The sequence below is a fragment of the Vibrio hyugaensis genome (genome assembly GCF_002906655.1).
In the GTDB taxonomy this organism is placed as follows: domain Bacteria; phylum Pseudomonadota; class Gammaproteobacteria; order Enterobacterales; family Vibrionaceae; genus Vibrio; species Vibrio hyugaensis.
The window spans coordinates 1,137,411-1,150,878 of sequence record NZ_CP025794.1; the positions used below are offsets into that span (position 1 = coordinate 1,137,411).

The 13,468-nt window shown below is 41.1% G+C and carries 7 protein-coding genes; all 7 read right to left on the reverse strand.

From position 1 onward, the window contains the following. Positions 1-494: 494 nt before the first annotated feature. Entirely contained in the window at positions 495-1,100 is a 606-nt protein-coding gene (cas6f, locus tag C1S74_RS05790) for a type I-F CRISPR-associated endoribonuclease Cas6/Csy4 (protein WP_045403641.1), read from the reverse strand. An 8-nt stretch (positions 1,101-1,108) separates the two neighbouring features. Continuing rightward, positions 1,109-2,140, reverse strand: a complete 1,032-nt coding sequence (gene csy3, locus C1S74_RS05795) for a type I-F CRISPR-associated protein Csy3 (protein WP_045403596.1) — start codon at positions 2,138-2,140, stop codon at positions 1,109-1,111. Positions 2,141-2,146: 6 nt separating this feature from the next. After that, positions 2,147-4,234 (reverse strand): type I-F CRISPR-associated protein Csy2, encoded by a 2,088-nt coding sequence (locus C1S74_RS05800; RefSeq protein WP_045403595.1) that lies wholly within the window; start codon positions 4,232-4,234, stop codon positions 2,147-2,149. A 2-nt stretch (positions 4,235-4,236) separates the two neighbouring features. After that, complete coding sequence (locus C1S74_RS05805) at positions 4,237-5,448, reverse strand: TniQ family protein (RefSeq protein ID WP_045403594.1); 1,212 nt, start codon at positions 5,446-5,448, stop codon at positions 4,237-4,239. 327 nt (positions 5,449-5,775) lie between these two features. Then, positions 5,776-8,277, reverse strand: coding sequence for a hypothetical protein (locus C1S74_RS05815; protein WP_045403591.1), 2,502 nt, complete (start codon positions 8,275-8,277; stop codon positions 5,776-5,778). Positions 8,278-8,681: 404 nt separating this feature from the next. Beyond that, positions 8,682-11,264 carry a nuclease domain-containing protein gene (locus C1S74_RS05820; protein WP_045403588.1) on the reverse strand — a complete coding sequence of 861 codons (2,583 nt, stop codon included), beginning with the start codon at positions 11,262-11,264 and terminating at the stop codon, positions 8,682-8,684. Positions 11,265-11,266: 2 nt separating this feature from the next. Beyond that, on the reverse strand, positions 11,267-13,465 hold the full coding sequence (locus C1S74_RS05825) for an McrB family protein (protein ID WP_045403640.1): 2,199 nt from the start codon (positions 13,463-13,465) through the stop codon (positions 11,267-11,269). Positions 13,466-13,468 lie beyond the last annotated feature (3 nt).

Consider the following 13,468-nt stretch of genomic DNA (forward strand, 5'->3'; position numbering starts at 1 on the left):
AAGAAGTATAGCTCCCCCCTTTCACAAGAAAGTCGGACCAAGTGTGCTCTTATGCAATTGCAACTCATAATGGGGCAGAAACGTGCTAGCTGTAATTTTTCTAGCACAAAATTAAATGAATAAAGCCGATTATAAACAAACAAAAAAACCACCAAGCCTAAACTCGATGGTTTTTATTAACTGCTTATTCAGCAGGTCGGTTGCTTTCTTCCTGACCTATTCTTAGCTGCCTATGCGGCAGGACACCTGCTTCATTAGTGCTCAGTGTCGGCAAATTAATTCTTAGCTGCCTATGCGGCAGGACACAAAAACGATTTCATTGAACTCTTTGACGACGAATTCTTAGCTGCCTATGCGGCAGGAGACTGTAGAGTATAGTCTATAACCATCTGATTCTGCATGCTTAACGTCACAATTCACCAAAATACCCTTTTTCTTCTTGCATCTGTAACTCATTGTTTTTGAATCTCTAAAAAAGAGCTTTAGAAAAAGGGTCAAACACGTAACTCTGGTACCGTGCCTTTTCTTTCTTGATTGGTGGCTAAACCGTAGCTATTAAAGTTTGCTGCACCGCGCTCACTCACAAGCTCTTTTTGTACAAACAAAATATAATCTTCCCCAGATGAAGCGCTGGAGATTGGTATTCGATGGAAGCTATCGACGACACGCTCTTCATTAGTGGCTGGTAACGATGGTTCAACACCAGATAGTTCGGCTCTCGCCATGCTACGTTTGATTCTTCGTTTCTTGGAACCCAGAAAACTTTTCCCAATCGTTTGATTGCGGGTAAACCTCACCTCTATCGCATTATCTGGCACCTCAAATACACTGGAGATCTCAAATAAACCTTCATTTACCATCAAAGAAAAATAGGGCTGAAAAGAGAGTCCAATCATCATCTCTTTATCTTCAGCCACAAAGGCGATGGTTTGACCAACCGTAACATCACTCCAGTCGGGAAAACTCACGCCTATTTTATTGATGGATTGTCGGTTATTGACCATAAACAAGTGCATTTGAGAGATACAACGCCCTGCTAACAGTTCATAGTCGGCTTGAACAGGGGTATAACGTATACAGAAGTAGTAACGCTTCGTCATAATCATCCTTACTTCGCTTTGGAACAATTGAAGAGACCACCCTTGCTCAAGACCGACATAATAAAGTGCACGTCATTTGGGATGGTCTGAGAAGCTGTCATTGTCTCAATCCAATTCTCTGTATTTCTGACTAACTGGTAAAAGTCATTTCCATAGGAAACATGTCGCCGTGCTATAACGTACTCTCGGTCAGCTCCATACTCATTCACTCTTAATGGCTTATCTGCTTCTTCATGCCACCAATCGTCAATCGATTGCAACGCTGCACCAATTTTCTGACCATGAAAAGCAGCAGTTTCTTTTCCGTTCAATAATTCTACGGTAGCTAACTGCTTAGTAGGAGCACCATCTTCTCGATCATCCAAGAACTCTTGGCTTGGGTAAACCTCATCCCCCCAACCAACTCCAATTTTAGCTTTGACATCCATGTAGAAATATTCGGTCGGGTCAGATAGGGCTCGCATCAAATAAGCTGTAAGTTTTTCTAGGCATTCTGCTGAAGCTTCATCCCAATAACCATACCAAGAAAGCCTTGTTGCGTTTTCTACAATCAAGGTTTGTGAATCACTGGTGGTCAATTCTATCGACAATCTTCGACACTCTCTGTTTCTCCAAAGCCAAGTACCAAGCAGAATGTTCTTCGCGTATCTAAGAGCAAGTTCCTGATACCCATTGAGCTCTTCATATGTTTTAGCAAGTAACGAAAGTTTAGAACGCACTTCATCATCACTACAGGTATCTGGAGTTAGAGAGTTGGCTCGAATTCGAAGGGGGAATGCACAGTAGATATCATCAACACCAGGTTTTACATAACACTCTTCGATGAACTGAGGATTGGAGTAAGCTAAATCTTGTGGAGCAACATTCTTTTCTACGAACTTGCCCCCTTTATATGCTTCTGCATAACCACCTTTTGGTGCGCGCAACCTAGTTCTATCAATTTCAAGGGGGCACATCTCACCACTTTTAGATAGATAGTAGAAATATGCTTTGCCAGCAGAGAGTGATCGAACGTAGTTCAGCTGAGTGCAAAGTTCCATAAACGATTAATCCCTATAGTTTTTTATAAGAATAGTTTCGCTACTGCATTCTATCGACCAAAAGGCATGATTGAAAAAGTGATCTCTTCCACTAAAACGTACTTCTATCGGGTTCACTTTCTTAGCTAACCCTATCGCATTTTCTGCATAGGCGTGACGATCGGTGATCGAGTTGCACCGTTTAGTCGGACGTTCTAACAAATGGTAGCCAATAGAAACTGGCAAATTATCAGCATCTTTCGTTATTAAATGCTCTAGGTCATCAAAGTCACTCGGCTGGTTCTCACTTGGATATAACCATCGCCCGTAGGCTGGCAAACCTTTTATGACATGGAAAAGCTCGCTCCTACTGGTAAACGTCCTTAGCCACTCAATCTGCGTCGAGAGCTGTGGTTGGTATAACGCCCCTCCGGCGAAAGCAACGGGAAGTGCCGTTTTAAGCGCGGCCTTAAAATCTGAAATTCGGCTTTCACTATGAACTCTAATAACTAAGTCTATTTCTAGGTCCGCCAATCGTTCACTACGAATGGTAGGTCGTTTCGCGTTTGAAACCGTTCTAGCTTTAGCGACCGAGTTAGGCTCGGTAAGCTTCGCGGTCGGTTGAATGTTCTCACTTCGGATATAAAAAGAGAAACTCGAAAACTCAAACAGGGAGTCACAATTAACTAACTTATTAAACTCTCTTTGGTAGCGGTGCATAAAACCCCAAACAGCCGTCATAGAGGGTGCACCACACAAGTAAGGGCTGCTCATCGCTACAGCATCTTGCACTCTCATTGATGACAAATAGATATACTGCTCACCCGTTACCTTATCTTCATTGCCATTTGGTTTACTGATTTGTTCGAGGATCCATATGATTTGGGCTTTGACGATCTGCATAAGCTTAGGGTGATAGGCAAACTTGGCGGCATATTTGTTATTTTGAAACACGAGATGTAAGCGGCGATTAAACTCACTAGCTAAGGAGCCTAGGTCCGATTCTGGTAGCGTCAAAAAGGCTTGAGCTAAAGTGTCATCATGTTCCAATTGCTGTTGATTAGGGTCAGCATCACCGATATCTCTTAACTCTATTAATGGGAGCATCCACAAAGCTATCTGCTTTCGCAAAATCTTACTTCTAACCTTACGAGCACTCTCCCTCTGCTTTTGTGTTTTTGATGGCTCAGAACCAATTAGATGATTTAATACCTGACAAATTTTGGCATTAGTTACCTGATAATCATCAAAGTAGTGACCACTCTTTTTGCAACTTTCAGGTAACGTTCCACCTCTCGCTGGTTTAACGTCTAACGGGTAGTTAAGAGCTTTCATATGCCCACCTAAACTGCCACACAAGTTCCCGATACTTGCAGAATTTGGCAGTGACGAAGACATAAAGCGAAGCTTACTTTCTCGACTTCTCGCTCTCACTTCTAACTCGCTCTGCATGGCATGACTAACCACTGGGGTCACCGAAACATAATCATCCCCCCATGGAAACCGTAGTTGCTTGCTATAAGTGCTGACACTATTGGGAAAATGATATTCAGGGAGCTGCTCTTCAATTGTGTGTTTTAAGCGAGCAAGTGACTTAGCGCCTAAACCAAACTCTTTAAGTAGTTCGAGCCAAATAGGATTTTCTTGCGTGATAAGTGAAAGAATACATACTGGCTGTGATTGCCAACTAAAAGGATTCAATAACCACAATGTGTGACGATACACCGCAGAGTTATGTGCCCACCCCAAGCGCTGCTCTAATACTCCGCTTGAAATGAATACCTCGGTTGTCGTACGAGGCTGCGCGACTATCCGCTGATCTTTAACTCGGCAGTCTGGAAACTTGAGATTATGAGTGTGGAACCATTTGATTTCATCAAGGGAAGCTTCTAAGTTCTCAGCCGCTTTTAAATGCCTTTTAGCACGAGCTAAATCTAGCCAATCCGAGCACCTATCCGCTTGATGGCTTGAACTGAGATTGAGCAAGATCGTTAATGCCTCTTTTTCAAACCCTTCAACACAGACATCTTCCGTATAGGGCATGAACATTTTCTTTAGCGTAACCTGCTTTACTGCTTCGTCATCAATTGCCAATAAGCTACTTAATTTCGTCATAATTACCACTCAGGTAGATATAAACTTAAACCATCACTTTCAGAGCTCATTCGAGTCAGCTTTGTTTCGATGACACTTCTCAGAGTAAACGCTGATTCGTGACTCGCTATCTTTGTATGTATTCTCGGCCTGATCGCGGCTTTGATCTCACCAAACTCATACAACCGATATACCTCGTCTGTTGTACAAGAAAGCAATGTAGAAGCTTCAAAGGGGCTGAGCAGTACATCACCGATATTTCCTTTCGCGCTTGAAGGAACTGTTGCCATGAGCTGAGCAAAGTAAGCTAACACCTGAGTCAGTACGGTATTGTGACTCAACTGCCGACTAGGTAACTGACGACAATCTTTAAGCAGAGCGTCAAAGGCTTCATTGAAAAACATCTTCTTCCAATCTTTTACTCGAACAAGTTCTGCCTTCTCTTTCAAGGCATCGAGGTCTTGCCACAGTGCCGTTGGCCAAGCGCAACAATATTCAACAAATGACTCAAAACTGAGGTCATCGATATCACCATAGCGATTTACATACCAAAGTAAAAAGCCATAGCGCTCGGATAACGTCATTTCCCCCGTTAACAACCCCAAGGGTTTTGAATCATTTCCTGACAACCATCGAGCGACCAATATCTCAGCCTCTGGCGCATCCTCTACTGGCGAGTTTCGGAGTTCAAAACCACATTCACATTGGTTAATACTATCGGTACTTTGGTATTCAAGTCTCGACTTACACTCAGGACAGTGATGAACCAGTTTACAGCCATGGTGTTCACAAACTTGGTGAGAGATAAATTGCCACTGCTGACGAATGTAGGGGGCTTCGTCAATGCACAGAGGGCAAATAGGCGTGAAGCGTTTGCGAAGAAAAGCATAAGGGTAATCAACCCCGAATCTATGTACAGCTTTGTATTGCGGAGAAAATTGAGCTTTTGAATGTGATAACGCTAAGCGAAGTACGCCAAAGTTAATGAGCTTTAATTGGTTCTCAAGATGGATAAGAACCCTTACTCGCATTTGGCTTGTGGTTTGAGCGTGGTAGATATTGACGCGATTGAGCTCTAAGGGGAAAGCACCAGCAATCGCTTCATGCTGATTCAACGTGTCAAACCAGATATTTTCGGCGAAATGAGAAAATCGCTCGTAACCTTGCTCTTGCGATAAGCGCAACAAGAAGCTTTCGAGCGATTCGTCAGGGTAAAGTTGAATGTCCGTTTTCACATGCCACCACTAAAACTTAGAATTTCTAAGTTTTAGTATTGCCGTTAATCCCAATAATTCAAATTCTATGGAGCCAAATTGTGACTAGAAATCAATTCCAGGTTTACCACCTTGGCATTTAGGGCACTTTCTTTGAAATACATCAGTCCCATTGGCGCCGTAAACAACACCGCACCCAGATTCAAGACATTCGAGTTTGTATGAAACTTGGTAATGGTCATTACCATTCACAAACCTCGTACCATGATTTTTCTGGTTATTACGGTTTACATAACCAATTACAGTAGTCTTCGTTGTGCCACTTTTAAACAAGTTTAATACCTTCCATTACATCCAACCTGAACCACCACACTTCCAACAACCACCATTAATACCACCATCACCACGGCAATTACTACAAGTGGTGAAGCCCGTTTTGTAAGAGCTTTGTGGTTCTGTTTTTTTAACCGTTCCAAATCTTACGCCTGCTACAGACAAAGATGATCCAGCCTTCAATTTAGGTTGATGAGTTTTCTTTGATTTAGGTGTTGGCACTTTTTCAGTTATCGTGGATGTAACTCCCCGATGCTCATCAAAACAAGCAAGCCATTTCTTAGCCTCTGATTTTGATGTCAAAGTAGCAATGACCTTTGCTCTGCTACTAACAACCCAACTACCTTGTTTTTCGTAAAGGTATAGCTTTTTAACTCCCTGTAAGCCTTGGGGTATATTAGAAAAATCGAACAAACAAGAAGAAGACTTCGTACGAGGCATCAATTCCTTAGCTAAACGAAGCTTCTTTTGGTGTAATTCAGTGACAAAAATTGACACTTGTTCAGAAGCAAGTTCAATCGATAGTTTTTTAGAAAAACTGTCACCTAGATTCTCTAGTAACTGATTTGGTTTAGAGTTGGTATGGAGGTACATCGCTCTATGATTTGGGCATAAAATTAAATCACTATAAGGACTGGAGTTAATTGATTTAGTGACAGGTATTTCTTCCCAGAAGTACTCACCGCTTTCAAGCTTGAACGGCAAAGCAGATTGGCAGATTTGACAACATAATTCGTTAGCTTTGTTAGTATACTGCTCTATCAAAAAATCTCGCGATGACTGGTACCGTTTTTCTTTAGCCACAAGCTCTGTATCTGGTTCATCAATATTCCCTGAACGAGGCCAAACCCATACATATTTGTGCTCTAAATAATACTGTTCTTTCAACCACGCAAGGTCACTTTCCCAATCTCGAATCGCTTGATTCATATTCGCTTGAGTCTTACGTTTTGCTCCCTTCGTCAGAGACGCCAACGTCTCAGCCATTTTCTTCAAGCGTTCAGAAGACGATGGTTCCCCCCATTCATTCATATAAGAACGGCTATCAACATAAGGAAGTGTCTGCATGTAGACATTCTTGAGAATGGAGCGGCGCTCTGTTTGTGGTAGCCCTTGAGCTCCCACTGTATAACCGACGGCCTTGAGAACACCGATTTGAGGCCACTGTACTTCGGGAAGTGAACCGTCAGCTTCAAATGCTATTGTCGACGGCCATCGGAACGACTTTCCAATAAGTTCAGTTCGAACTTTCAACTCACTTTCAGCTGAATGATGTGCAACATTTTCATCAGAGCCAGTCCTTTCGCTCAGCTTCTCTTGTTCTTTATCTTCTTCCGAACTGCTTTCAATAGCAAACTCTTGTCGAGTAGACAATTCAAATTCACAACTAGGCCCACCATCACTGTGCCAAAGCACATCACTCTCTTTATGGGCTGTATTATTTTCATGTTTTTTTTCAGGTGGTTGGTGGTCTGCCGAAATGTGAGGCCGCTCTTCTAGTAGCTGCTCAAAGATTGTTGGCTGTACTAAACCAAATTTTAGAGGCTCTTTAGTCTTCACGAACCCCAAACGATAGCGGAGTTCAATAATCAGGTTGGCTTTTTCTATAGCTGATAAATTATCCCAACCAAACTGCGAGTGCAGTAGTGATGGGGTAGATACAAACGAAAAACGTTTCTTTTTTATTTGATTAGGTACTTTAATTTTCTGCTTAAGCGGGTTCCTTTTAACTTGAACAGACCACATAAAGTTAATCACTTTCTCTAAAGCAATTTTTTGCTCTTTTTCGCCTGTGTAGTTGCTTTTATACGTAAATAGATTAAAAGCCCGTGTTAGCACTTCTAGCTTTTGCGAAGAGCTATTGCCGGAGATAAATATAAAATTAGATGAACATCCTATTTGTTGGAGTTGTAACTGCTCACCTTCTTCCGTCGAGAGCCAATCACAGCTCACACCGTATTTCATCAAATCTGAAACAAGTTCAGGGTTAATCGGTGTTTTTGAGTCTATTTTTGGGGTGCTACTTTCCGCTTTTATAACGCTACTCGGAAGGCGATCTACCAAGTCCATTTTGGATCTAGCATCAATGTTTTGCTGAGTTTTTCTTTTTACCTCACTCCACGACGGAGCATTTGACCAACTGTCTTTGTTTGATTTTGAGATAGAAGGAGTTAGAGCTCTGCCAGTCGTATTCGATGGTTTTAGCTTCGCTTTAACAACCGCATCTTGCTTTTTCTTAGCTTTCTTTTCTTTTCTTAGAGCACTCTTAGACTTCAGCTTTGCTTCAGTTTTAGGAGTAGGTCGTTGAGCCTTGGTTGACTCGTTTGATCTTTTCAACCCTTTCCATAGCAGCTCCAACTGAATTTCTTTTATTCCGTCATCTGAGCTAGCATTTTGAGTGATTTCTTTAACCCGTTGAATAGTCTTATTTTCAATATGCTTGTCAGCATAATCGTAACGAGAAAAATCGTAGACAAATTGATTTATATTACGGCTTGGATTACTCAACTTATTCATGGAAAGACCTGTTGTGATGACTTTAGTGTAGATTAATTGGCTTGTTGAAAAGTACTTACCATTTCGTGCCGATTACCATTCACAATAAAGAGCTAGAAGTTGACAATTGCATTATCAGACACAGCCTACACATACAGCATAACGAATGGTAATAGTATTCGATTATACTCTTAGGTTTGTGATACATCCTTGATATGACAGCGGAATTAGTGAGTATTGCCAGTTAAAATTTTCTAGCAAAATCAGAAAGGCCCCTTTTAAGCTTTGAGCAACAACTAATCCCGTCGAGTCACAATAAAAACATTTTATTTTACTCACTCGATTAGTTTGAAAAATCCCCCACATCCCATTGATTCAAGATAGCGAGGGTTTTAGACGATGCAACAATGCTGTACGGCTGGTTGTTACACTAAGCTTTCGCAAGAAGGGCACTTTATATTTAGTGGCTCCATAGCCATTTGAGAGTGATAAGACCAATAATCTCCGTTTTTAACCAGCCTGGTGTCACACGAATGGCAGTGGTTATATACCGTAAAGTGTTTACACGTATCACACTCGTACCATGCTGAACGAGAATTACTCGTTGTCTTGACTTTCTTTGTTAATTCATGAGAGCCACACGAAATACAAAAGTTCACAGACTCAACATCATCAGGGCGTCCAGCTAAAGCATTGTCTTCAATGCCATACTGAAGAAACATACCTATCATCCTTTGGATTTCATCTAAATAGCGAAGCCTTAATACAGGGTTAGCACAAACAGCTCCATATCGATGGTATAAATGGCGAGGCGTCTTATCCCAATCAAACATTGACAACTCACCAAGATAGCTCACTTCACCCCAGTCTTGAGGAGACACTATGTCGCTGATCGCACCTTTGGTTGGGTGAAGTATGAAAACTGCATTTTTATCACCTTCGCTGTAGTCTTTTTTGTGGTAAAGGTTATGCACAATCCCTGATATTCCACCGTTAATATTAATAATGTCATCAGAATAAAATTTGGCGTCCATCACCAAACGTCTGTTTTTAGTGATACCATCTTTAGTCTCAAAGTCCACATCCATGACGAAATCAGGAGTTCGACCATTATCCAGTAAAGGTTCATACCTTAGCAGAACCTTTCGTTTCAATGGCTCATGATTGAAACTCAGCGGCTTACTATGTTTGTGTTTCAAAACAATATGCAGCAACCTCCGTTTCCACTCATCATCAGGCTGATAATGGTAGTTTTGGACCAGCACCTTGATAATTTGCAGTAGACACCATCGTTCATAAAGAAGTGGCATGTTCACTAAACCAATCTCTTCCACTTTTTCAAGTGATAGCAATAAATCTTCATCTGTTAAGTTGGTTAGTTCACGTATCTTTTTATAACCTGAGTGCATCGCTTGATAATCAGGATTTTGCACGAAAGTCATTGAATTAGGGAACGTTGTTGACGGTTTAACGCCCATTTTTTCGAGTTTTCTTATGACTGATTTAAACTTCGCAAGTTTGGGAGCTAACTGCTCATATACACGCTCAACTTTTGCCCTATTTTGCTGAAAATAAGCAAGTTGAATTTGAACTGATCGCTTTTCTCTTTCCTGCTCAGCTAACTCTTTGGGTGTTAGCGCCTTGAGCCAGTCTTGTTTATGCAGCTCTAAAGCTTTCTTACGTTCTTCTGTAAATTTTTCACGCCTTTTGCTTAATTCTTCACCGCCAACGACTTTTACACTCGATAATTGGTTAAGAGTATAAAAGTACTTACTTCCGTAATTTGATGGCTCATACATATCTGTATAAACCTCATACTCGAGACCTTTCTCAAACAGCTCTGCATATGAGCTATCTGCAAACTTTATAAATACTTGCTGCACCGTACCATCAGAGCTAAACCACTGTGCTCTACTATCAACCCTAATGCTCAAAAAGTAAGTATTAGGGTAGTATTTAGAAGCCGCACCAATCTTAATTAACCATTTGTTGGCGTATTTGACAGGACAAGTGCTCTGTATTTTTTTACTCGAAAGCTTAGTCTGTAACTGCGAATTTAGATATTCTAAATCATAGGTTTTCTTGATTTGTTCAAGGTGTTTTCTGACCAAATCCTTATTAATCGATTTTTCGCCACTAAAGTCGTTGAGCCTTGAGGTGAGCTTCATCGTCATGCCTTCAAAACGACTAACCTTGCTCTGAGAAATCGTTACCAATTGCTTCAATATGCTATAGAGTCTCTGAAGAACAAACAAAACATAACGATTTTCAGGAATATTAAAACTTGGTGTCGTCGCCCTGCTTGTCAGCTCTTTACTGAATCCTTTCGTCGCCAACTCCATAAAAGTGCGATTAACAGGTTTCACCAATTTTCTTGGCTTCAAAGCCTGTACTTCTCGGAGCTCAGATTTAGTCTTCTTTGTTATATTCTCCGCGTGCGACAGTAGATTAGATACCAACTTAAGAGTTTCTTCATCAACGCCGCCCTCTTCGACTCTTTTTGCCTTTGCAGTAACATAGCTTTGCTCATCTAGGATAAGCTCCCACAGATCACTTTTAAAGTCGGATAAATACCGATTTAATTGTTCTGCAGTAAATTCAGAGGAGCCAATATGAATCGTGCAGCTTTGACCACCCAGACCAACTTTGACGGAACCTGCAGTCCTGTGGAGCGTTCTAGTCCACTGCTTGACCTCTGACTTCCAACTTATTGCTTCTATCCACCAAGTCTTTCCTGAATCTTTATCTTTGATCTTCTTAAGTTGAACCCGAGTGCCATCCGCTTTTTCAAAATGCGGGACTTTGGTGCAATCGTCTAAATACCGAAACGCTATCTGGCCTAACCTTATCCCCTCAGCTTTGGGATATATGGTCGTCGTACAGGTATAGCTTTTCTGGGCGTCATCATAATTAATTGGTAGCGGTAGATAGGATTCAACAACCTTCAAAACCGTGTTTTTATCATGCCACTGAACATCAATATACTTGATTTCAAACTTTGGAAGCATCGTTAAGCCCAGTAGTTCACAACACCATCATTCGCTTTAGCATTCTCAATGATAGAACGCAGCGCTGCTACGCATGAGAACTCTTCGGCTATTGACTCATAGCTTGGAACCACTTCTACTAACTTATCCAATAACACCTTTTCGATTAGATCGATTTTTTGAGTATCACCCGATAGTTTATTGCCATCAAAAGTAAACTTAGGGAGGACTTTATGAATAATGAAGTTATTAATGGCTTGTTCTGTGTTGTCGTTCACGTCCGAAAATAGGTCTAAATAGTTAAGACCTTGGCGAATCGTTCGCATACCAAACTCTACACCTAATCGGTCGAAAAACTGTTCATTCAGTTCGACAAAGAGTTGGCAAAAATCATTATTGCGGTCAAATTTAGGGTAAGAAGCCCTTTGTCCTAACGCCTCAACATCCATGAACAAAGGTTTAGATACATCATCAAGATCATAGCCTTCAATTTCTTCAAAAATCTTATTCCAGTCAGTCAGTAATGGGCTTTTAAACTTCATGATATGGGTTCGATCTAGTATTTTAGGTGATAGGTAATGCGTGGTTTCGTCGATGTTGATAGCACCAATAATTCTTACGTTCGCTGGAATCGTGATCGACGAAGGCGTGCCGAGAACACCTGCCAACATACGTCTGATGTCACCGTGGTATTTGATCAGAGAGTCTTTTTCGCTAAACCCAAATGCGCGTTTCATTTCAGTATTAACGGCTTCATCTTGCATTAGCTTAACGAAGTCCACTACACCATCTTGATCATATTTAGCTTTAGCGTCCGAAATGATAGATACCACTGCTTTTAACTCAGACAAAACGTGTGCGGATTCATCATCGGAGTAAAGCTGTATTGTAGGAGTATTATCTCTGTCTTCCAGTTTTGATAAGAAGTCAGCAAAATAGTACTCCACCCGAGCCAAGTTCATTTCATCCAAGCAGATAAAGTATGGTACTTCCGAGTTTTGCTGAGCTTCAATGAGTGCTTCTAAAAAAGGCGTAGCTAAGTATTTTTTTTCAAGCGGATTGTAGTAACCCAGTAAGTCTTCTGAGCTAGTCCAGTTAGGCTTCACTGGAATGATCTTGGATACGCCACCTACCGCTTTTGCAAATGATTGTACGAGGTTAGTTTTTCCAGAGCCTGAATCACCTGCCAGTATAACTAAATCATTTGAGCGGATAAGTGTCAGATAATTCTCGATGATATGACGAGGGTAAAGAATGTCCTGCTCTTTCAGATAAGATTGGATATAGGAAACCGCCTTGCCATAATCTCGTCCAAGAACATCACCAAAGCTTACCATTTCAGCAGTGTCTCGCTCTTTAGCTGAGTTAACGATAAAGCTGTCAAAGTCCTCTTCATCAATAAACTCAAAGGTCTTTAGGAACACCGCTTTTTCTTCGATAAATTTAGTGAGCTTATCTATTTTTTTCGCCATGGTTTCCTCTACTTTTCGATACTGTTCCACCACCATTTCCAACTCAGCTTTACTCTCAGCAATGCTTTCGCTAACTCTTTCTTTTTCTTGACTTAGTTGTTCATTTTCGACGTTAAGTTGTTTAAGAGCTTCTTCAAGTTCAGTGACCTTTTTTTGACTCAATTCTTTCGACTCATCTAGCTTTTGAATCTCTTGGTGGGTTTTGGTCTTTGTGGTTTGCAATAGCTGCTTTAAAGCACCTGTTTCTGACTCGATTTGATCTTTCAAACTCTTGATTTCATGTTGATATACAACCGAGCGTATGAGTGTACTTTCTGAATCAGCAACAATGTTCTTGCGCTCAGACTCAGACAAAACGCTTGTTAAGTCAGTTAAACGCTCGACTGTATTTTCATCTACTGAAAGAAGAAATGGATTGTTTTTGATTACCCTTTGCCTTGGGGAAGCTAAAACTAGCTGGCACGCTACCATGACCTTTTTGTCATTTCCCAAGAAGGCTTTGGCCATCGCAGGGTTTAAAAAAACACCGGATTGCAATTCATTTGAACCCGACAATGGGTACTCTATTCTTTGATTGCCTTGAAGTGTTTTTGCATTACGAAGCCCGGCCCAAGAACCCATATCATTAATGTTTAGCTCACCCCACACATCAATCTTACGGTCGGTTATTCCCCAACTTTCATAGAGCTTTTGATATAACTCATCATCCGTTAAATCCTTAACAACGCCGATACTATATACAGTATTCACATC

Coding starts and splice junctions, on each gene's coding strand:
- cas6f (WP_045403641.1), bottom strand. CDS start 1,100: ATGACGAAGCGTTACTACTTCTGTATACGTTATACCCCTGTTCAAGCC.
- csy3 (WP_045403596.1), bottom strand. CDS start 2,140: ATGGAACTTTGCACTCAGCTGAACTACGTTCGATCACTCTCTGCTGGC.
- C1S74_RS05800 (WP_045403595.1), bottom strand. CDS start 4,234: ATGACGAAATTAAGTAGCTTATTGGCAATTGATGACGAAGCAGTAAAG.
- C1S74_RS05815 (WP_045403591.1), bottom strand. CDS start 8,277: ATGAATAAGTTGAGTAATCCAAGCCGTAATATAAATCAATTTGTCTAC.
- C1S74_RS05820 (WP_045403588.1), bottom strand. CDS start 11,264: ATGCTTCCAAAGTTTGAAATCAAGTATATTGATGTTCAGTGGCATGAT.